The organism is Halobacillus litoralis (assembly GCF_004101865.1).
Classification (GTDB): domain Bacteria; phylum Bacillota; class Bacilli; order Bacillales; family Halobacillaceae; genus Halobacillus; species Halobacillus litoralis_A.
On the sequence record NZ_CP026118.1, the window covers coordinates 2,670,468 to 2,692,069 of the forward strand.

General features: G+C 41.6%; 22 protein-coding genes. 14 read left to right on the top strand and 8 right to left on the bottom strand.

Translation table 11 applies throughout. The features are described from left to right. Nucleotides 1-80: 80 nt before the first annotated feature. Nucleotides 81-1,037 carry a ring-cleaving dioxygenase gene (locus HLI_RS13485; RefSeq protein WP_128525443.1) on the bottom strand — a complete coding sequence of 319 codons (957 nt, stop codon included), beginning with the start codon at nucleotides 1,035-1,037 and terminating at the stop codon, nucleotides 81-83. Nucleotides 1,038-1,285: 248 nt separating this feature from the next. Between HLI_RS13485 and HLI_RS13490 the strand changes: the two genes are divergently transcribed. Next, nucleotides 1,286-1,897 (top strand): trimeric intracellular cation channel family protein, encoded by a 612-nt coding sequence (locus HLI_RS13490; protein WP_128525444.1) that lies wholly within the window; start codon nucleotides 1,286-1,288, stop codon nucleotides 1,895-1,897. Nucleotides 1,898-2,046: 149 nt separating this feature from the next. On the opposite strand, the gene cysK is transcribed toward HLI_RS13490, so the two are convergent. From cysK to HLI_RS13505, 3 genes are all read right to left on the bottom strand, one after another. Further along, complete coding sequence (gene cysK / locus HLI_RS13495; protein WP_128525445.1) at nucleotides 2,047-2,976, bottom strand: cysteine synthase A; 930 nt, start codon at nucleotides 2,974-2,976, stop codon at nucleotides 2,047-2,049. 100 nt (nucleotides 2,977-3,076) lie between these two features. Further along, nucleotides 3,077-3,709, bottom strand: a complete 633-nt coding sequence (locus HLI_RS13500) for a YpmS family protein (RefSeq protein WP_128525446.1) — start codon at nucleotides 3,707-3,709, stop codon at nucleotides 3,077-3,079. Nucleotides 3,710-3,726: 17 nt separating this feature from the next. Further along, nucleotides 3,727-4,659: an SGNH/GDSL hydrolase family protein gene (locus tag HLI_RS13505; protein ID WP_128525447.1), complete on the bottom strand. Its 933-nt coding sequence runs from the start codon at nucleotides 4,657-4,659 to the stop codon at nucleotides 3,727-3,729. Nucleotides 4,660-4,829: 170 nt separating this feature from the next. Between HLI_RS13505 and HLI_RS13510 the strand changes: the two genes are divergently transcribed. Further along, nucleotides 4,830-7,106 carry an ATP-dependent DNA helicase gene (locus HLI_RS13510; protein ID WP_128525448.1) on the top strand — a complete coding sequence of 759 codons (2,277 nt, stop codon included), beginning with the start codon at nucleotides 4,830-4,832 and terminating at the stop codon, nucleotides 7,104-7,106. A gap of 56 nt (nucleotides 7,107-7,162) precedes the next feature. On the opposite strand, the gene HLI_RS13515 is transcribed toward HLI_RS13510, so the two are convergent. Together HLI_RS13515 and HLI_RS13520 are read right to left on the bottom strand one after the other, a co-directional pair. Then, nucleotides 7,163-8,617 carry an Eco57I restriction-modification methylase domain-containing protein gene (locus tag HLI_RS13515; RefSeq protein ID WP_128525449.1) on the bottom strand — a complete coding sequence of 485 codons (1,455 nt, stop codon included), beginning with the start codon at nucleotides 8,615-8,617 and terminating at the stop codon, nucleotides 7,163-7,165. Nucleotides 8,618-8,777: 160 nt separating this feature from the next. After that, the gene (locus HLI_RS13520; RefSeq protein WP_128525450.1) at nucleotides 8,778-8,957 is read right to left on the bottom strand and encodes a hypothetical protein; all 180 of its coding nucleotides are present in this window, start codon (nucleotides 8,955-8,957) and stop codon (nucleotides 8,778-8,780) included. Nucleotides 8,958-9,210: 253 nt separating this feature from the next. Between HLI_RS13520 and HLI_RS13525 the strand changes: the two genes are divergently transcribed. Further along, complete coding sequence (locus tag HLI_RS13525; protein ID WP_128525451.1) at nucleotides 9,211-9,798, top strand: biotin transporter BioY; 588 nt, start codon at nucleotides 9,211-9,213, stop codon at nucleotides 9,796-9,798. Nucleotides 9,799-10,115: 317 nt separating this feature from the next. Then, entirely contained in the window at nucleotides 10,116-11,153 is a 1,038-nt protein-coding gene (locus HLI_RS13530; RefSeq protein WP_128525452.1) for a PQQ-dependent sugar dehydrogenase, read from the top strand. 228 nt (nucleotides 11,154-11,381) lie between these two features. On the opposite strand, the gene HLI_RS13535 is transcribed toward HLI_RS13530, so the two are convergent. Further along, nucleotides 11,382-11,783, bottom strand: a complete 402-nt coding sequence (locus HLI_RS13535) for a hypothetical protein (RefSeq protein WP_128525453.1) — start codon at nucleotides 11,781-11,783, stop codon at nucleotides 11,382-11,384. Nucleotides 11,784-11,974: 191 nt separating this feature from the next. Here HLI_RS13535 and HLI_RS13540 point away from each other — a divergent pair, with 191 nt between their 5' ends. Continuing rightward, nucleotides 11,975-13,075 (top strand): M24 family metallopeptidase, encoded by a 1,101-nt coding sequence (locus HLI_RS13540; protein ID WP_128525454.1) that lies wholly within the window; start codon nucleotides 11,975-11,977, stop codon nucleotides 13,073-13,075. Here the strand turns inward: HLI_RS13540 and HLI_RS13545 are convergent. After that, nucleotides 13,037-13,258, bottom strand: a complete 222-nt coding sequence (locus tag HLI_RS13545) for a hypothetical protein (RefSeq protein WP_128525455.1) — start codon at nucleotides 13,256-13,258, stop codon at nucleotides 13,037-13,039. The two genes, HLI_RS13540 and HLI_RS13545, sit on opposite strands and share 39 nt — an antisense overlap. Before the next feature lie 478 nt (nucleotides 13,259-13,736). Here HLI_RS13545 and HLI_RS13550 point away from each other — a divergent pair, with 478 nt between their 5' ends. From HLI_RS13550 to kynA, 9 genes are all read left to right on the top strand, one after another. Further along, nucleotides 13,737-14,081 (top strand): lmo0954 family membrane protein, encoded by a 345-nt coding sequence (locus tag HLI_RS13550; protein ID WP_128525456.1) that lies wholly within the window; start codon nucleotides 13,737-13,739, stop codon nucleotides 14,079-14,081. Between the two features lie 22 nt (nucleotides 14,082-14,103). Continuing rightward, on the top strand, nucleotides 14,104-14,745 hold the full coding sequence (locus tag HLI_RS13555) for a PspA/IM30 family protein (protein ID WP_128525457.1): 642 nt from the start codon (nucleotides 14,104-14,106) through the stop codon (nucleotides 14,743-14,745). A gap of 77 nt (nucleotides 14,746-14,822) precedes the next feature. Next, nucleotides 14,823-15,542: a cell wall-active antibiotics response protein LiaF gene (liaF, locus tag HLI_RS13560; RefSeq protein ID WP_128525458.1), complete on the top strand. Its 720-nt coding sequence runs from the start codon at nucleotides 14,823-14,825 to the stop codon at nucleotides 15,540-15,542. Next, a complete protein-coding gene (locus HLI_RS13565) occupies nucleotides 15,539-16,579 on the top strand; it encodes a sensor histidine kinase (RefSeq protein WP_128525459.1) in 1,041 nt (346 codons plus the stop codon). Before liaF ends, HLI_RS13565 begins: the two co-directional genes overlap by 4 nt. Next, nucleotides 16,576-17,208 carry a response regulator transcription factor gene (locus HLI_RS13570; RefSeq protein WP_128525460.1) on the top strand — a complete coding sequence of 211 codons (633 nt, stop codon included), beginning with the start codon at nucleotides 16,576-16,578 and terminating at the stop codon, nucleotides 17,206-17,208. Before HLI_RS13565 ends, HLI_RS13570 begins: the two co-directional genes overlap by 4 nt. A gap of 280 nt (nucleotides 17,209-17,488) precedes the next feature. Beyond that, nucleotides 17,489-18,193 (top strand): ribose 5-phosphate isomerase A, encoded by a 705-nt coding sequence (gene rpiA / locus HLI_RS13575; protein ID WP_128525461.1) that lies wholly within the window; start codon nucleotides 17,489-17,491, stop codon nucleotides 18,191-18,193. Nucleotides 18,194-18,275: 82 nt separating this feature from the next. Next, nucleotides 18,276-19,802 carry an RQC-minor-2 family DNA-binding protein gene (locus HLI_RS13580; RefSeq protein WP_128525462.1) on the top strand — a complete coding sequence of 509 codons (1,527 nt, stop codon included), beginning with the start codon at nucleotides 18,276-18,278 and terminating at the stop codon, nucleotides 19,800-19,802. 284 nt (nucleotides 19,803-20,086) lie between these two features. Beyond that, entirely contained in the window at nucleotides 20,087-20,731 is a 645-nt protein-coding gene (locus tag HLI_RS13585; protein ID WP_128525463.1) for a DUF4166 domain-containing protein, read from the top strand. 11 nt (nucleotides 20,732-20,742) lie between these two features. After that, entirely contained in the window at nucleotides 20,743-21,579 is an 837-nt protein-coding gene (gene kynA, locus HLI_RS13590) for a tryptophan 2,3-dioxygenase (RefSeq protein ID WP_128525464.1), read from the top strand. The last annotated feature ends 23 nt before the right edge of the window (nucleotides 21,580-21,602 follow it).

Genomic DNA, 21,602 nt, shown 5'->3' on the forward strand with positions numbered 1-21,602 from the left:
GCTCTGGCACCATTTGATCCATTCCCCCCAAATGTTCGTCTTTTCCTGTGCCAGTTAGTGTTTTGTCCCAGTCCCTTTTTTTAATTACTATTAATCGTAGAAAGCGGATCCAAGTTTTTTTCGATTTCTTCTCTTTTATGTTCCAAGAATGGAGGAAGTGCAAGACTTTCGCCAAGATGGTCAAGATCTTCGTCAGTCGCGAAACCTGGCCCATCCGTAGCAAGTTCGAAAAGTATATGGTTAGCCTCTCGGAAATAAAGGGACTTAAAGTAATAACGGTCGACAACTCCTGAGTTAGGAAAACCAGACGCTTGTATGATGTCCTGCCATTTCTTTAACTCCTGCTCATTATCCACACGGAACGCCACGTGATGAACACTGCCACGCCCAGGCTTTTCTGGTTGTAACCCCGGTTGTTCCTCAAGGTGTACTTCAGCTCCTGAACCCCCTTCACCGGTTTCATAAACCACCCATTGATCATATGTTCCTTTTTTCCGGAATCCCAGAATGTCTGTCAGAACATTTTCTGTCTTTTCTGCTTCAGATACAGTAAGGTGGACAGGACCTAGGCCAGTAATTCCACTTTCAGTTGGTACGGTGGATTTATCCCATGGTTTCCCGGCTGCAACTCCTCTATTCTGTTCATCGGAAACAATCATCAGACGTTGGCCTTCAGGGTCGCGAAAAGATAAAGTTTTTCTCCCTAATCGCTCTTTGAGGGGATCTTGATCGACACCGTATTCTTCAAGGCGACCTTGCCAATATACAAGTGCTTCATCATTATTTACTCGCAAAGAGGTAGTTGAAATGCTCCTTGGACCTGGATAGGTGTGGCCAGCCCGATTTATTTCAAAAAATGTCAAATCCGTCCCGGGACGACCTTTTTCGTCAGCATAAAACAAATGATACATAGAAGGGGCGTCTTGGTTCACCGTTTTTTTCACTAAACGCATTCCTAAAACATTTGTATAAAAATCATAATTATTTTTTGCATTAGCTGTTATAGCAGATACGTGGTGAATACCTTTTAATTCCATTTACATACCTCCCAGTCAAATTATCTTGAATTCAAGATAATTATACAATGGGATATAGGAGATGTCAAAACTTCCTTCTGCTTATATTCTTGGGGGATTTCCTTATTCAAAATGTGTATGCATTTTTTTATCGAGGGGCAGCACTGTAATTTAATTAATTTTGCTAATTTATGAAGTAAGGTCTGATATAATAATGCAGTCTGATTATTTAAGAAATGGAATCGTTGAATTTAGAGAGGGGGAGAAATATGACATGGGATATATTGAACATTTTAGCTGTGAGTGCGTTTGCGTTCAGTGGGGCTATCGTAGCTCTGAACGAACGGTATGATATATTCGGAACTTTCATACTTGGAATTGCTACCCCATTCGCGGGAGGCATAATCCGGAATATAGCGCTTGATATTCCGGTTGTACATGTGTGGGAACAAGGGTATTTGCTTTACGTAGCCTTAGGAACAATTGCTATTGTCTATTTCTTCCCGAAAAGCTGGGTGATGACATGGGACCGGTGGAATATCTATCCTGATGCAGTCGGCTTATCTGCTTTTGCATTGCAAGGTGCCTCTTTCGCTATCTCAAATGATTTTCCTTTGGGTGGGATTATTTTTGCGGCCATTTTGACAGGAGTCGGTGGAGGGGTGACAAGGGATGTGTTAGCACAGCGCAGGCCGATGGTCCTTCATCAGGAAATTTACGCCGTTTGGGCAATGATGGCAGGTTTGTTAATCGGTCTTGGATTCATCGATGTCGGGAGTGCCTGGCAAACGTACATGTTATTTATTGTAGTCATCCTTTGTCGAGTTTTTTCTTATCACTTAGGCTGGCATTTAAGATTCAGAGATTTATATCGATTATAAAAGGAGCTCGATTAGTAATCGGGCTCCTTTTGTTGAAAAATGAAGTTATTTCACAAAACGTGCAGGATACTGGAAGCCCCGGTAATGAGATGAGGGGGGTTCGTTACTGTATAAGAATAAGGAGTGGTTGGGAAACAACTCGTTTTCCTTTAGTAGCGGAAGAGATCTCCGGATAGATAACGTTCGCCCGTATCAGGAGCGATACATACGATTACATCTCCTGGTTGTTTTGTTTTTGCTACTTGAATAGCAGCCCAGCATGCAGCACCGGCTGAGGTGCCAAGCAGCAAACCTTCCTCTCGGGCAAGACGACGGGTGATATCATAAGCATTTTCATCCGTCACTTGAAAAATTTCATCATAGATCTCTTGGTTAAGGATGCTTGGGATGAAGCCCGGGCTTGTACCGACCAACTTATGTTTTCCTGGTTTCCCACCTGATAGTACAGCAGAACCGGCAGGCTCAGCTACATGGATCGTCATATCATTGAAACGCTTTTTCAACTCCTCGCCTGTCCCGGTGATGGTCCCGCCTGTTCCAGCTGTAGATACGAAGGCTGTTAAAGGTTTGCCTAATTCATCCATAGCTTCACTGATTTCAGCTGCTGTAGTAAAGCGATGGGAGTCAGGATTAGCCATATTTTCAAATTGCATCGGCATAAAACTTCCTTCCATTTGGTCGACGAGCTCCTTTGCCTTGGCGATCGCTCCTGGCATTTTCTCGTCACCTGGGGTAAGGATGATTTCCGCTCCATATGCCTTCAATAGATTAATACGTTCTTGAGTCATTGTATCGGGCATGACAAGAATAGCACGATATCCCTTTGCAGCAGCGTTCATGGCAATACCGATACCGGTGTTGCCGCTGGTTGGCTCAATAATAGTTGAACCCTCTTTTAAATGTCCGTCTTTCTCTGCTTGTTCCATCATATTGAAAGCAGCCCGATCTTTAACGCTGCCACTCGGATTGTACTTCTCTAGCTTCATATATATGTCAGCTCCACCCTTTGGAGCCACCCGATTTAATTTGACTAGCGGGGTATCACCAATTAAATCAGAAATGTTATCGACGACGCGCATTAATGTCACTTCCTTCTCTTGGGACTGATAGTGTGATTTTATCATAAAAAGTGAAGAGCAATCATCCATAAAGCCTATAGGAATGGTGGGATTCTTCGGATTAAAAGTTGTCTTCTACCATTCTTTGCGCGAATTGGAAGGAGTCGCTTGGTACAGAGATTTTAAATGCTAACTGGTTGGCATTCAAGTTGAAGCGATCGACTTTAACATTGAAATTGCTCGCAGTATCCATTTGGGTAACAGCTACATAAATGTTTTCATCGTTGGGGTTGACCTTGACCCATTCAGGTAGGTTGTAATTATCTTTGACGAATTCTAATACTTTCTTGTTAGGAAGTGGGAGTTGCCCCAAAGAAATACGCTCTTGTTCCAGTATAAGGTCCCCATTTTTCTGCACCTTCGGATTTAACTCGAGTTTGACGGGTATAACCTGTTCAAACGCCCGGATGTTACCAACTAAGGTTACATTCCGATCTAATGAAATAGAATAATCGAAGACAGTTTGGGTGGAGAGCTCTCCTAAATATTCATTAGCAAGCTGTTCCATGTTTTCTTTCGTTGATACAATAGTGAATTCAGCTTCCGAGCTCTTCTTTTCCTGATCGACATTTACAATCGTGTAAGAACTAGGAAGAAAAACTAAAGCGACCAACCATAAAATGACGCCCATATTGACGAGCGCCAATAACCAAAACAAAGTTCTCCATTTATTATTAAATAAAAATCTTTTCATATTTCATTCCACCTGTGTTATTGTTCGATGTCTTCTCTTATATATTCTAACACGCGTTCAGCCATTAGTTTATATCCGCGTTCATTTGGATGGAAGTTATCTTCTTCCCAAAGTAATTCTTCTTCAGACCCTTCAAAAAGGTCACGGATGGGAATGAAAGTTGCATTGTCATAATTATTAATCACTTGTTTGCTGATGGCGTTCCAGTCACCCATAATTTGCCCCAGTTCTGGTATATTATTGAAGTATTTATCGAAAGGATTATAAAGACCCAGTAAATAAATAGGGGCGTCCTGATTGAGCGCTCTCACTTTTTGAATGATTAGATGAAGTCTTTCTTCATAGCCTTCTTGCTCTTGCACAAAGTCTTGGTAATTCAAACTTGTGAAATTATTTTCAACGACTTTCATTACATCATTGGCACCAATGGTGAGGAGAACTAAGTCCGCACTTCTTAGTGAGTTGCTGATTTCTTCATTTTCCAATCTTTCAAGAAGTTGATCTGTGCGGTTCCCGCGCTTACCATAATTAGCAATGTTAATGGTTTCCGCTTCTTTATTGCTATTGAACGTTTCTTCTAAAATTCCTACATAGCCGCCATTCTCTGTGGAATCTCCGACACCTTGGGTTAGAGAATCACCTACAGCGACAATTTGGATATCATCTTTAACAAGAAAGTGGCGGGCACTTTCAATAACGCTAGTAAATACATCGCGCAGGCCGTCACTTAATGTATCTGCTGACTCTTCTGTGTCCATTTCTTCTTGAGGGTCTTCCGCTGGCTCATTCTGCTCCTGATCAGTTTGATTCGTTTCAGCTGCTTCTTCAGTAGCTGGGGGGTGGTTTTGATTCTTGTCCTCTTGCTCCGGTGTATATATAAAAGCTGCTATGATAAAGAAAGCGATGATCAAGGAGAGTGAAACGGACGCCACCCATCTCCATTTTCTCAAAGAAATTCCTCCTGATTGTGTCTCTACTATAGTATATGGGGTTTATAGATAAGCGGGAAAAGAAAAGTTTTAACTACAATTATATCACTAACATTATACAATAGACATACGGAAAAGCATGCAGGAAGATGAGGGTTATATGCTGAAATTCGAAATGCGGGAGGTTAATGATGGAAAAACGTGTCACAATATCTGTTCGTGAGCTAGTTTCATATGTATATCGGGGAGGAAGTATTGATGAAAGGTTTCAATCAAACACAGCTTTAGTTGAAGGCACAGCGATACATCAGGAAGTGCAAGGGAAATATAAAGAGGAGGATGAAAAAGAGGTATTTTTGCAATACGAGTTTGACCAAGATGGGATATCCTTGAATATTCAAGGGCGTTGTGATGGGCTCTTACGGACTGATGAAGGGGTTGTGATCGATGAAATAAAATCGACTGCACGAGAACTTGAGGAAATTGATGAACATAGCCATCCCGTATACTGGGCTCAAGCAAAAGGATATGCTTTCATGTACGCCACCCAACAGCAACTTCAACATATCGAGGTTCAGTTGACTTATGTTCAGAAAAGCACGAAAGAGAAAAAAAGGTTTCAACAAAGGTTTACGCATCAAGAACTGGCAATGTTTATGGATGAGACGATTGCTGTGTATTCATCGTATGCAAAGATCCTTCTATATATCCGGGAGCAAAAGGAAAAGACAATACCTGAATTGGGTTTCCCTTTTCCAAATTATCGGGAAGGTCAAAGAAAACTTGCGGGGAGCGTTTACCATACCATCGAAGAAAAAAGAAACTTATTCGCTCAAGCCCCTACAGGGATAGGAAAAACTATCTCTACACTCTTCCCAGCCATTAAGGCATTGCAGTTAGAAGGGACGGAGCGTATATATTATTTGACTGCCAAAACGGTCACACGGGCTACGGCAGAAGAAGCCTTGTCGAAGATGAAAGAACTCGGGTTACAACTCAGGTCTGTTACTTTAACAGCTAAGGATAAGATTTGTTTTCAAGAAGAAACGATTTGTCAGCCTGAATACTGTATGTTTGCAGATGGATATTATGATCGTATAAACGGAGCCATCATCGATATTCTCATTAATGAAACACAAATGACTCGCTCTGTCCTAGAGGAATATGCACGGAAGCATCGTGTATGCCCATTTGAATTTTCTCTTGATTTGACAGATGTGGTTGATGTCGTAATCGGAGATTATAATTATGTTTTTGACCCAAGAGTTTCATTGAAGCGCCTTCTGCCTGAGAAGAAGAAAAAAACTGCCCTCCTGGTCGATGAGGCTCATAATCTGGTTGAAAGAGCCCGTGATATGTATTCAGCTGTCATTCATAAACATTCTTTTCAAGCTATTCTTGACGAATGGGGGAGTGATAATGGGAAGTTGTTAAAAAGTGCAAGCGCGATAGTCAAAGACCTGGAGCGAATTCACTTGAATGGCGGGTCACACAGGAAACTTGATGATATTCCTGGAGAATTGGAAGAGAATATTGAAAGGTTCATTTCAGCAGCAGAAGCTATATTGCAGGAAGAAGCGGTAGGTGAGCAGTCTGAGGCGTTACTCGATGTGTATTTCCAGTCCCAGAACTTTGTTAAGATTCTTGAATTAGTCGATGATCATTATCGTTATATAGGAGAAAGTGTGAATGATGATTTCACCTTAAAGTTATTTTGTCTTGATCCTTCTCATGTATTGCGTCAAACGACAAAGTCTTTTCGTACCAGTGTTTTTTTCTCTGCCACATTATCTCCTTTCGCTTATTACAAAGAGATGCTGGGAGGAACGAAGGATGATTATATATTGCAACTCCCATCACCATATGAAGCCTCTCAAATAGATGTGATGATCACCCCGCTCTCCACTCGGTATAAGTCTAGGGAACAGACAGCTCGCCAATTAGTTGAAAGGCTCCAGCATCAAGCGGTCGAACATCCTGGAAACCATTTATTTTTCTTTCCCTCCTATCACTATATGGAGATGGTCTATCATGAATTTCGTAACACATCAGATTTGGATGCAGTCATGCAGGAAAAAGGGATGAATGAGGACAGGAGAGAAGATTTTCTGGCTCAATTTGTTGAGGGAGGGCGCTTGATCGGTTTTGCTGTTTTAGGCGGTATTTTCTCTGAAGGAGTGGATTTAAGGGGAGATCGTCTGAACGGTGTGGCTGTGGTCGGTATAGGGCTTGCGCCAAGGAGCTTTGAAAAAGAACTGATTAAAGAGTATTTCAATCAAAAAGGCAGAAGCGGTTATGATTATTCGTATGTGTTCCCAGGTATGAATAAAGTACTTCAGGCAGGTGGAAGATTAATACGTTCCGAGGAGGACTCCGGAGCTATACAGCTTGTAGATGACCGTTTTCTATCCCGGAAGTATATGCAACTCCTCCCAGAAGACTGGGGAAATTATCGAATATTAAGGTGAATTGATTTCCTGGGAAATATTATGCCGAATGGTGGGAGATATTTCAGAAAGAATGATTAAATTCTCTCTAAAATATCCTGACAAAACTCTTCCACATGGCTCTGGTTTTCTTTGGAGATGCCGTATATATCATAAATAGCTTCATCAATTGTTCGTTGAAGAGGTCCAGTATTGAAGTGGGGGTTCAGCTTTTTTTCTTTCACAAGAGAACGGGATGCAGCCCTTACTATTTCCTTGTTAATAGAAGAAGGTGCTGCATAAGGGAGCTTTTTTATATACCCTGATGTTATCATGTTAGTACGATTAAGTACCTTTCTGACCATATATGTAACTAGCTTGCTGTTCAATAATCCTAAAAAATAGAATAAATCATCTTCATTTTCTGGAAAGAAGTTAGCATTCACACCAAAAAGACTGTTTTTTGGAAGATAAGCGGCAGAAAAACCAACACCCATGGAAGAGCAGGTAATTCCTTTTCTATAAAAAAATGCCGAATTCCTTATGGTGAAATTGGGGTGTCCTTCTTTAAGGGTTTGCCAATCATTGTGTATGAAGTATTTTGGAGCATAATACCATCCATCATTCACGCCACCGTTTTTGTAAAAAGGAATCCACTCTTTAAAATTATCAATTTGCTCATATTTGCGAAGGAAATGCCTGTCGTTCCCTGTTGATATCCCTGTACCACCTTCTATGACATCACCAAATTTTTGGTAAGGCATCTGAAAGTGTTGAAGTATCTCAAATGGTACATTGATGGCGAAGTTGTAGCCTGGCAGAGATTCAAAGTGTTTCTGATTCAAATATTGCACATTTTTCGCTAACGGCGTCTCATAAAACTGATTATCCAGTCGATCGATCAATTTCATCAGAGATTCGTTCTCGTCTTCTCCTGCTTCCTTCTTTTTCAGGGTGAGGATGGCTGTGCGAACATCCGCTTTCCCTTTATGAAAAAGCCTTCTTGGTGCTAGGGCGATTTCTTTGATTTGGGTTTGGGTCAGCAAATAATGACGGAAGTTTTTGTAAAAGACATTCGTCAAAAAGGAATCTTGTACAATCATAGTAAGGATCCCTCCAGGTTTTAAGGCCTGTATGCCTTTATGAATAAAAAGGGAATATAAATTATGTACACCGATTGAGCCGAATTGTTTCTTAATGAACTTATTGTTTTCGAGGAAATATTCGCTTTGTCTTTTTGATTTGTATGGAGGGTTTCCTATTATTGCGTCAAATTCCTCATACACGTCCGCTTTGAGGAAATCAGTAGTCATAAAGTTGACATCTGAATGTGGTGTAGACACAGTCGGATCTATATCATAGGCATAAAGTAATCCCGGTTCTATGCCTTCTGCTATAAGAGTAAGAGTGAAAATGCCATCACCTGTAGAGGGATCGAGGATTTTCGGTCGTTCGATGGATACTGGTAAATAAGATAATAATGTATGGACCATGTGGTTGACGGTTTCCTGAGGGGTTCCATATTGTCCCATCATACGTTTTTGAGATATCATCATACCCCTCCTTTTGTTCTGAGTATATATTACTATACATTTGTGCATCTGTCACCATTTTTACCAACTAATTACCTATTTAAGGGATTGTTCCCGATTTGAGTTCCTATATGCGGTACCATCCTCCCATAAGCCGTAATGCTAAAAAAAGGACACCCTTTTAAGAGAGGCGACTGAAAAACCCTCCTCCATCCAGAGGAGCTGTTAAAGTTTGTTGTTGCTTCTCACGAATCGCTTGTCGGTGGATGCTTGTCGCGGGCAAGGCCTCAGCTAACTTGGCCAAGAAGATTCCTTGACCAAGTGGATCTTCGGCTCGCTCTGTTCCCTCAGGCGTCACCACCGAACGCTCATTTTGGAAGCAACAGTGGCCCATCTGAAAAGAGTGATTTTGTGGTCCATTAAAAGAAGCCGAGTCGGACGATAAAAGCGTCTAACTCGGCTTCTTTTTTGATGCCTAACTCAAAAAATGCAGTTCTTCAGTAACCTCTTTTAAGAAGGTACCCTTTTGTTAACTTTAATTAATTTTAGTTGACATTTAAGGGCCGGTTCCCGTATCTTAATAGATGAGATATAACGTTGGGAGGAAAATACTTATGAAGCGTTCTCATTTTTCTGCATATGATATTACTTTGGGAGCCCTTTTCGTAGCACTTATGGCAGTTGGAGCGAACATTACTGCTTTTATGCCATTTTTACAGGTCATGGGCGTTCCGGTAACGTTACAAACGTTCTTCGCTATATTGGCAGGGCTTGTGCTGGGAAGCCGATTGGGGTTTTTCTCACTCCTCGTCTACACCACTCTTGGGTTGATCGGTGCTCCTATATTCGCTGGGTTCAAAGGCGGGGTATCCATATTGTTTTCCCCTACATTCGGATTCATTGTATCTTTTATTGTTTTAGCCTATTTAGTAGGGAAGCTTGCTGAATCCAATCGTAAATTACCTATGTATATCGGGGCAGCTTTTGCAGGACTTATTATCAATTATTTCATAGGAGTGAACTGGTTTTATTTCGCTCTGAATTTCTGGATCGGTGGTGAAGGGATAAGTTTCACGTTAGCGTGGTCCAGTATGATACCATTTTTAATTAAAGATACCGTATTAGCAGTTGGTGCTGGTTTCTTTGCTTATCGTTTGGAAAAGTCAGTGTTGCATCGGACACAACTGCGTCAGGCAGCATGATGAAAAACAGATCCGCTGGGTTATAAAAGAAAATTACTCTTCGTGTATAGGGACAGGGGCCGGTGGCGATATTCACCGTCAATATTAAACGAAGCTCATGGAGGAGTAAGAACCTGAATGTCTCATCGAAATAAAGAAGCCGAGTTGAACGATAAAATCGTCCTACTCGGCTTCTTCTTTGATGGAATCTTGCGGCATTGAAATAGGAAGTTGTAAATCTTGGCGGAACATCATCAGTCTCTTTATTCTTTCTTATCTTTTCAATCCTTCTACTATACTTGCTAAAATAAGAGGAAAGAAGGGAGTTGGGGTGAGGAGTGAAATATGCAGGGTATTTACTATTGGTCGTGTTGCTGGTTTCATGTTCAGAGGAGCCTCCGCAGGAAAAGGCGGAATTGAAGGGGGAAAGGTTTCAAACTGTCGAAAGTAACTTAGAAACTCCTTGGAATATCGAACATGACGAGAACGTCTTTTACATTACCGAACGCCCAGGTAACATTGTTTCCTGGAGTAATGGTGATGATCCAGAACGCTTGCCAGTCGAGACGGAAAAAGAAATATTGCAAAACGGAGAAGGCGGGTTGCTTGGTTTTACCCTTAACCCTGAACGGAAGGGAGAGGCGATCATTTATCATACGTATCAGGAAGAGGGAGTCATTAAAAACAGGGTTGTACTTATTGAAAAGGGAGAAAGTCAATGGCGGGAGAAAGGAGTACTTTTGGAGGGAATTCCAGGTGCCCCTTATCATAACGGGGGGCGTATTGAAATTGGTCCTGATGGTAAACTCTATATAACTACTGGTGATGCTTCCGAGGAAAATCTGGGTCAGAAGCGGGAGAGTTTAGCAGGGAAAATTCTCCGGATGAATATAGATGGAACAATACCTGAAGATAATCCGGTACAAGGGTCGTTCCTATACAGCTATGGTCACCGTAATTCCCAGGGGCTTACCTGGAATAGCGAAGGTGAGTTGTTTTCATCAGAGCATGGCCCGAATAATCATGATGAAATCAATAAAATCGAAGCGGGAAAGAATTACGGGTGGCCGACGATTGTTGGTGAAGAAAAGAATGAGGGAATGATGTCGCCACTCTATCAAACGGGAGATCGTACGTGGGCGCCATCAGGTCTCAGCGCTTTTGATGGAGAACTCTATGTAGCAACTTTGAGAGGGGAAGCGTTAAGAAGAATCTCTCAGCAAGGAGAGGACCCTGAAATAATTACTGACCGCTATGGAAGAATAAGAGATGTAGAAGTTATTGAAGGCGAAATTTACTTTATTACGAACAATACGGACGGACGTGGAAACGCTGATGAAAAAGATGACAGACTTATACGGTTTTCACCGGAATAACCAATATCATGAGAGAATGGCGGTTTATAAGGGGCATGGAGGACTTTGCCGTGGCCCTTGTCCATGCTGCCAATATAAGGATTTTTCATGAAGGAGTGAATGGCATTTCACCTGTATATGGAGAAAGAGGTCACAATTTCCTTTCCTATTTTCGTAATTGAAGTAAATAAGGGTTAGAATTCAAAAAAGGGGTGAATATAAAAAGAGCGGGGCTTAGGCCCTGCTCTTTTAGGCATCTTCTGATATGAACTTTCCGTATAGGAAGGTCATGATAGCGAATAACGCAAATGCGACTAACAAAATTGTACCACCGACAATAAAGAAAACGGTATTAAAAGCACTCAAACCATCAATCGGTTGTGTGTAATATAGCCACATGCCCACCGTCAAGCCGAAGACTCCGAAGAAAGATGTCCATACATGAGCCTTAGCCAGTTTGGAATCTTTAGGTATTTTGAAGACTTTATAGTAAATGCCGAAAGCGAAGAGGGAAAGCCAGCCGACAACTAAAATATGTGCGTGGATAGCGCTTAATTGTAAGCCTCCACCCCCAGCCATATGGGATCCCATAAAGGCTCCGATCAATGCATAAATGGCTGCCACTCGGACGAAAAAACGTGTGCGATCCATTATTTAAACCTCCATTCAATCCTCTATCATCTTACGTCATTATATCGAAAGCTTTTACAAATGAAAATCAAAAATGGAAAATGTCTTAAAACGTTCATCATAACTTGGCTTTGTCATACTTTTGTGTCATTTGGATTGCCGAGGATGTTGAGATATGATAAATAATGTACTTACTGAAAGGAGTGTTTTCGATGGAACATAGATTAAATCAATTCGCTGATTATTTAAAGGAAAATAGTGTGGATGCAGCATTTATCAATTCTACGGAAAACTTTTTCTATTTGACAGGATTTCATACAGATCCTCACGAAAGACTGTTAGGGCTGCTTGTTTTCCCGGAGGACGATCCGATTGCTGTTTTACCGGGCATGGAAAAAGGGCAGATCCGGGATACAGGTTGGAAGTATGATGTGCTTGGGTATGCTGACCATGAGAACCCGTGGGATATGATGAAAGAGCTGATGAACCAAAAGGGTTTGACAGATATCCATACGGTTGGAATTGAAAAACAAGTCCTTTCATATGGGAGAAGTGAATCGTTCTTCGGCCTCTTCGAAAACATTGAAATTAAAGATGTCGAAGGTCAGTTAAATGAAATGCGCGTTGTAAAAGATTCTGAAGAAATCAGCATCATGAGAGAAGCGGCTGAACTTGCCGATTTTGGTGTGAAAGTAGGAACAGAAGCCTTGCAGGAAGGCGTCACTGAAATGGAGGTTCTAGCTGCTATAGAATATGAACTTAAGAAGAAAGGCGTTGCTGAAATGTCTTTCTCAACAATGGTCCTCTTTGGAGAAAAATCTGGCCAACCGCACGGAAATCCGGGAGATCGCCAATTGAAAGCCGGGGATTTCGTATTGTTCGATTTAGGTGTGGTGTGGAAAGGTTATACTTCAGATATCACACGAACCTTCGCCTATCGCTCTATCAGTGATGAACAACAAGAGATTTATGAAAAAGTGCGTGAAGCCCTGGAAGCTTCATTAGCTATCAGTAAACCGGGAACACGTATTGGTGATCTAGACCAAACAGCCCGTGATGTCATTACTGAAGCCGGTTATGGAGATAAATTTCCACACAGAATCGGCCACGGTCTAGGGATCAATGTCCATGAATTCCCATCTATGAGTCATTTGAATGACGGCATATTGAAAGAAGGAATGACCTACACAATTGAGCCGGGTATTTATGACCCTGCCGTGGGTGGGGTGCGCCTTGAAGATGATGTGCTCATTACAGAGAATGGGTATGAAACATTAACGAAAACACCAAAAGAGCTTCGAATAATTGAGTAAAAGAAGAGGTCGCCACTGAAAAAAACTTTTCCATGCTAGAAGAGCTGTAAAAGTTTGTTGTTGCTTCTCACGAATCGCTTGTCGGTGGATGCTTGCCGTGGGCACGGCCTCAGCTAACTTGGTCAAGAAGAACACTTGACCAAGTGAATCTTCGGCTCGCGCTGTTCCCGCAGGCGTCACCACCGAACGCTCATAGTGGAATCAACTTTTTATTTTTCTTCATAAGAAGTGATTGCGCAACCGCTCAAAATCGTACGAAAGATGAATTGCATAGTAAATGAAGGTATGAAAGAGAAATACCCATAGAAGCTCATGGAGGAGTAAAAGCCTCAGTGTTTCATCGAAATAATAAAAGAAGCCGAGTTGAACGAAAAAATCGTCCAACTCGGCTTCTTTATTTGATTCATTACCTAAAAAGTTACAGTTCTTCAGTTGCCTCCACTGGGCGGCTTATGGATTTGGATAGCGGAGCTGGAATCTCATAGGGCAACATATTTGGTTCTGTCCCCTCCCTAAGATTCCCGTGCTCTCTATGAGGGTTTAAAAGCTGGCCTGCCAGCTTCTAAGCCTCTGGTCTTAGGTGAAAATATATCTCAGGCTCATTACGACAAAATCTTGTTATCGATATGATAGATATAAGAAAACAGCGAGGAGGGAAAAGATGAAAAAGTTTTTGCTATTCATTGCAGGGCTGGTAGCTCTTGGTATATTGCTCGCGAACCTTGGACCAATGGTTTTACTAGGCGTGAGTGTGTGGTTGCTCTATGTTGTGTTCAAACAATTTATGAAGACAGATTCTACAGCCGGTAAGATCGCTTGGATGATCGCCGGGTTGATCATTCTGAGTGTGGCTGTGTCTAATGTTTTTGCAGTAATTGGATTGGTGGCTGCTTATGGACTTTATCTGATTTATAAAAATTGGACAAGCCAAAAAGAAGCAGCGGTTCCCAAATCAGATGATCCGTTCACGAATTTTGAAAAACAGTGGGCAGAAATGAACAAATAATTTTCTGAAGGAGAGATTTTGAATGACTAATTTATTTACACGTTTGAAAGATTCGATTTCTGCAGATTTGCATGATGCATTGGATCAAAAGGAGCAGAAAAATCCTGTAGCGATGTTGAATCAGTATCTTAGAGAAAGCGAAAGGGAAACGGAAAAAGTGAGAAAGCTGGTAGAACGTCAATATCGTCTGAAGGATGAATTTACACGGGAATACCAAAAAGCTCAGGATATGGCAGACAAGCGTACACGCCAGGCAGAGGTCGCTGAAAAAGCTGGGGAAACGACTATGCATGAATTCGCAATTAAAGAGCAGCAAGAATATGAAGCCCGCGCTGAACGTTTGAAGGAATCAAGGGTTGAAAGTATTGAACAGCTCGAGGCGCTAGAAAGAAAATACGAAGAAATGAAGCATAAATTGAAGGACATGCACTTGAAGCGTATGGAATTGATGGGACGTGAAAATATCGCACGAGCTCATCACCGTATGAATCAGGTGATAGAGGATGCTTCGGACAAGCCATATTCCAGGTTCTCAGAAATCGACAGGTATATTGAAGATTTAGAGTATAAGGTGAACAGTGCCTACTACCACAATACATTCGATAGTAAAATCGCACAATTAGAACATGGTATGAAGAATACAGAAGAAGTACCAGCTAAATAGAAATCGTGATATGATAAAGGCGCAGATTTCTGCGCCTTTTATTATACACAAGAGAGACGGAAAGGAGGATGACCCTTATGCTTAAAAGACTAACAACAGATACGATCAACACGATTTTAATCATCGGGGTGATTCTCCTTGTCGTTGAAATCGTCTTCTTTAATGGCGGCCTTGTTTTCTCGTTGCTATTCTCCGGGATATTGATGTACATTGGCTGGAAAAACTATGCGCCTCTATGGCGTAAAGTTTTGTTTTGGGTAGGTTTAATCAGTTTGGTTTTCACTATATTCAGCATGATTGCAGTCAGATTCCTTCTCGTTGCGATCATTTTTCTGTTCGTTCGTAATTACTTTAAATCCCGGGAAAAGCCAGAGCACATCACTCCTGAAATTCTTGATAAACATCAAGAAATGCCGCATCACGAACCGTTGTTATCTCAAAAAATTTTCGGAGATCAAATGACTCCCGATCATTCTTATGAATGGCAGGATATCAATATCCATGGAGGGTTTGGGGATCGAGTCGTAGATTTAAGTCAAACCGTGCTGCCGCATGATGAAGCAGTTATTTCCATCCGTCATCTTGTTGGGAATCTGACCATCTACATCCCTTATGAGGTAGAGGTGAGCATCCATCACAGTGCGTTGATCGGAAGAGCGTCCATTTTCCAATACAGAAAAAACAAAGTACTCAACCAAGTTCTGTCTTATCAGACACAAGATTACCGCCATGTAAAGCCGAAGGTGAAAATCATTACATCGATGGTTTCTGGAGATCTTGAGGTGAAGCGAGTATGAATGTGTGGCAAAAGCAAGTTTTGTCAGGAGTCCTGACCTTTCTCGTGTTCATGGTTATATTACTTGGTATCACTTTTTTCGCCTTTCCGGTAGGTTCGTGGTCTGATTTATGGAATCGCCGTGTCCTGGACCTGCCGTTTGGTTTTTTAATTCTTGTCTTAGCTGTGACGGCTGGGTTTGTAGTCGGGATTGCGCAAGGTTGGTTTTGGCGCCGTCAGCTCCATGTCATCCAGCATCAGTTAAGCGAATTAGTCAAAGGTAATCCGATGGTGTATGAAGGATCGGATTTGAATGAAATCAAGCAAATTGAAGATAAAATACAACAGGTTGAAGAGAAAATGGCTAAACAAACCGAGCTTGCTCAACGCATGGTTACAGAGAGAGCAGAAGACCGGGAGAAGAGTTTGCAGGAGGTAGTTGTCCAGGAAAGGAACCGGCTTGCTCGAGAGCTTCATGATTCTGTAAGTCAACAATTGTTTGCAGCATCTATGATGATGTCAGCAATAAACGAGACATCTTCTCAAGATTGGCAGGCGACAAAGAAGCAAATGCAGATGGTGGAAAAAATGATTCATCAATCACAGTTGGAAATGAGAGCATTGCTTTTACACTTACGGCCAGTAGCGCTGAAAAATCAGTCATTATCTGAAGGAGTCGAAGAACTTCTATATGAACTTACGCAAAAAGTACCCATGGATATTGATTGGTCGATAGAAGACCTGACGTTGGATAAAGGGATAGAAGACCAACTTTTCAGGATTCTCCAGGAGTCTGTATCCAACACTTTGAGACATGCGAAAGCTACATCTTTAAATGTCATGTTGATTGAACGTGATCATAACATCATTCTCCGTGTAGTAGATGATGGGGTCGGTTTTGATGTGGAAGAAGGAAAGTCCAGCTCCTATGGGTTGCAGAACATGCAGGAGAGATCTTTTGAAGTGGGGGGCACCCTGAAAATCGTCAGTTTGAAAGGTCAAGGCACCCGATTGGAAGTAAAAGTTCCATATCGGAAAAAAGGAGGGGAAGAATCTTGATTACAGTTTTATTTGCGGACGACCACGAGATGGTCAGGATTGGTGTTTCCGCTTACTTATCAGCACAACCAGATATTGAAGTCATTGCAGAGGCTGACGATGGTGAAGCGGCGATTGGGATGGCTCTTGAACACCGCCCTGATATCATCCTTATGGATTTAGTGATGGAGCGGATGGACGGAATTGAAGCCACAAAGCAAATCATAACTCAATGGCCCGAAGCGAAAATCATTATTGTTACCAGTTTCTTAGATGATGAAAAAGTGTATCCTGCCTTAGAAGCAGGAGCGACGAGCTATATGTTGAAAACGTCCAAGGCTGAGGAAATTGCAAAGGCCATTCGTTCTACATATGAGGGTCAGTCGATTTTAGAACCTGAAGTAACAGGTAAAATCATGACAAAAATGCGCTCCCCTCATGTGGAAGACTTACATGATCAATTGACGGGTAGAGAAAAAGAAATTTTATTGTTGATGGCTGAAGGGAAAACAAATCAGGAAATATCCGAACAGCTCTTTATCGCCTTGAAAACAGTGAAGGTCCATGTAAGTAATATTCTTGGTAAATTGGAAGTCTCTGACCGTACTCAAGCGGTCATTTATGCATTCAAACATAATTTAGTGAATTAGGAATTCTCGACGTCTTTTCGTCGAGTTTTTTATTGGACCATCATGACATACACCATAGCAAGGATGAGAATCAGGTAAAAAATAACCAGCTTCCAATAAAGTTTTTTCATACCATCCCCCTCTTTGATTTGAGAACTACATACTCTATTCAATTTATGTGAACAATCATATAAAATGACAAAAAAATCCGCTCTAAAATCTCTGCTTTCATTTGTTCATTTTCTTGATCTCCGGGTGCTTGGATTTCTTTGTTTTCGGGAATACCAAAGAAGAAGAGGTGATGGACGTGAATTGGAAAAATTCTTTAGCTGTTCAGGCGACATGGTCAGGTGAGATTTCAAATCGGAGAGCCAAAGAGAAGGTGGCTGATGAGGTCAGCCGATATGTCAAAAATGGTGATGTGATCGGAGTTGGTTCTGGATCGACCTCATACCTTGCTTTGGAAAAAATTACACAAAGGGTCCGAAATGAAGGGATGAATGTGACCGCTATTCCAACATCCAAGGAAGCGGAAATGAACTGCAGCTATTTTGGTCTGCCTACTTCATCGCTTATTTCGGTTCAGCCGGATTGGGGCTTCGATGGAGCAGACGAGGTCGATGAAAACAACCGATTAATTAAAGGAAGGGGCGGGGCGCTTTTTGCAGAAAAACTCGTGATGGCGAGCTCATCTAAAACGTATATTTTAATAGATGAAAGCAAGCGTGTTCATCAACTGGGAAAGAAATTCACTGTACCTGTAGAAGTGGACCCGCGTGCCATCCATTTGGTGGAGACGAAGTTAACACGATTTCCGGTTGAGCATGTTCGTCTGCGAATGGCTCAATCAAAAGATGGCCCTGTCCTGACTGAAGCAGGCAATGTGATACTGGATGTGGGTTTCAATAACATAGGTGATCGCTTGGAAGACGAGTTAAGTGCTATACCCGGTATCATTGAAACAGGGTTGTTCATTGGGTATTCCGTGGAAATTTTAACGGTTTGACGCCCATTTTACTTATATTTATTGGTACATTGTAATACTTTTTCTATAATAGTAGTAAATCCTTATCCAAAGGGGAATCATTATGGGACTGCCGAAGAGGATTGCTTACCAGGATCAACGTTACCCGTATATTGTACTTGCGCCGATTGGAAAGAAGAATAAGCAGATTCGATCAATCGGACATAAATTTGAACGGGGGTTATTATCCAGGCTGAACGACGCCATCGTGGATCAAATTAAAGACAAAGCTCTTGACGTCTCTGCTATCCGCCCGTATTTGGGGTTATCGGGAAGAGCTGTCCTGCCGGTTTCTTTACAAAAAGAAGAAACCATTCATCCACATTTGTTGCGCCCAGAATTGTTTTTATGGGGGTCCTTGTCTGAAGAACATGGACTGCCTTTGAAAAAAGAATTATTATATGAAACAGATTTTACCCAGCTTTCTTCTGAGCAACTAGGTAAACATGTAGGAGAAGTGCTTGAGGACTATCTGTTTTTATCACATATCAGTGAGCATGAGCGAGAATACTGGCTTCAAAAAATCTCCAAAGCATTTCATGCACATCCGATTGTAAAGCTATTTCATGAAAAAAGGAAAGTGATTGATGCTGTTGAGGGGATGAATCAGTCTTCCCTGATTTCTGTGTTGAATTATCCTGAAGATATCGCTTACTGGCGTCACCGGGTTGAAATCGTCATGAGACCATTCCGCTCCTTACCTGAACAATGGTTGAGAGGGAGAGAAAGTAGCTGTTCCCATCAAAAAATCCTTGAATTCGATTCTGAACACCGCTCCATTTGCTGTTATTGTGAATCTTGTGATTTCTGTCTTTTCTATCATGTGGATGAAGATGAAGTCAGTTTCATGGAAGAGTATGATGTGGAGCGCGCGGAGAAGCGGATGGTGACAATTGAAAAACAATTCAATGAAATTGCCAGAAAGAATCAGCGGCTTTTAGAACAACTTGTCCAGTTGAAGGCATTGAAGAAACAGCTTTCGTCTGCTCGTAAGACACTGGAAGAAAGTCTTGAGGTCATCCATCAGATTGAGCGTTATCAAAGGAAAGAAGAAAACCTCAAATTATATCCGCTGCTCTATATGTATGATAAAATGAGCCGCACCCAAATTCCGGACCAATCCAGTAAATCGGAATTGCTGTGGTTATCGAGAGTGGTCATGGACGATGTGCGAATGTTCAAAGAGCTCCGAGAGTGGAAAAAGGTCGTACCGGAACATGTCTATCCGATCACAAGGCATGTTTTAGAAGAGCTCAAAAGTAAATTAGAAGAAGTCCGGTATGGGGATGATGATATCATCATAACGGTGAAGGGGAGGCCACTCACCTATGCCTATACCCAGCAAATCTTAGATCTGATTTATTATTATGGCTCGGATTACCCTGCTCACACTTTAGTACAAATGCTTGCCGGTAAAGCGACGAACAAACTCCGTACCTTACATTTACATGAAACCCGTTGGTTCGGACTCCTATCCAACTGGCCCGAAAAACACATCCAAAAACTATTCAATCAATTAGAAAAGCAAGGATGGCTTATGAAACAACAAAGGGGTTATTCCATCAGTGACTATGCAGAAGAAGTTATGTGAAATAGAATCAGGGTACTGATCCGTCCACTTCCGGAAAAGTGGTGTAAGCGTTCAGCTCCGTTCTTTCCTTGACGGATTACCCACGCGTGGATATAGACCTGCTGGTCAGGCAGGTCTTATTTTTATCTGCAACCCCTAAAAGGAAAGCGGTTACTTATGCTATAATACCCATACATACTTACATGAATGAGATAGGTTTCTAAATCAAATCATATTCACGAAATAATAAAATATGAACGTAAAATCTAAGTGGAATGTGTTGCTTAATAAGGAGGGGACCAACTATGAAATCGATTTACCACAAAGCATTAGGAGACAATTTTCACCGCCTTCACCCAGAGATGCAAAAAAAGTATGGTCTGACAAGTAAGCAAAACCTGATGATCTTAGGTCAAGGAAGAATGACAGAAATCAGAGGGACTCATCCTCTTTTACGACCTTTATTGCAAATAGGAGCAAGAGATCATCTCGTTTTTGCTGAGCGTGGCAAGGATGTGCCATTCACTTTAGAGAATTATGTGTATACAGATGAAGAGGGACGTGAGACGATCAGCTGGATTCGCCGTTTCTTTTTCCCTTATTCCATCCGTGGCTTCGATGCGGCGATGAGGTTCGACGAAGAAAAGCAGAAGATTGTTGACTGTCTTGGTAAAACAGGAGTCCTCCAAACAGAACTCGATCTGCATGTAACAGCAGCAGGTGGTCTTTATATGGAGTCGAAGGCACTGAATCTAAAAGGTGAACGATTTTTGCCGAGCCCTGTAACCGCGCTATATGAACACTATGATGAAACCGAAGACGCTTATCGTGTCCATGTTCATGTTGAACATCCTTTGTTTGGTACAATACTTATGTACGAAGGAACGGTGCATACCGAATTTCTGCCAATGACATATAACAATATTCCAGAACGTGGCGTATTAGAATAGGGAGTGACTGTATGAGTGATCGATATAACAAAGAAAACGAAAATGTCCATACGGATTTTGCGGAGCGGATGACCTATGGGGAATACTTGAATTTGGATGAGTTGCTGGCAGCGCAAAACCGTCTCTCCTCCCATCATGATGAAATGCTTTTCATCATTATCCACCAAGTGAGTGAACTGTGGATGAAGCTGACTTTGCACGAACTTTATGCAGCCATTGATGCCATACGTCAGAATGAGCTCCAACCAGCATTTAAAATGCTGGCACGGGTCTCTAGCATCCAAAAGCAAATCATTCAAGCTTGGGATGTATTATCGACTCTGACCCCGGCAGAATATATGGAATTCCGTGACCAGTTGGGCCAAGCCTCAGGTTTCCAATCTTATCAATATCGAATGATTGAATTTGCTTTAGGTTATAAGACCCCTCATGTATTGAAGATTTATAAAAAGAATCCTGAGTTACATAAACAATTGTTAGATTCTTTTGAATCTCCGAGCATTTATGATGCTACGATTGAAAAACTCTCTGAAGCAGGTTTTAATATAAACCCTGATCTTATCGGGCGTGATTATACGCAAGCATATGAGTATGATGCCTCTGTTGAAGCTGCGTGGGCTAAGGTTTATAAAAATGTCGATCAGTATTGGGAGTTATACCAGTTGGCGGAAAAGTTAGTAGATATAGAAGATAGTCTGCAACAGTGGCGCTTCAGACATATGAAGACAGTCGAAAGGATCATCGGACACAAAAAAGGGACAGGCGGGTCCTCTGGTGTCGGTTATTTGAAAAAAGTTCTGGACCACCGTTTTTTTCCGGAATTATGGGACGTCCGTACAAATGTTTAATAGACAGAAAAAACTGAATATAA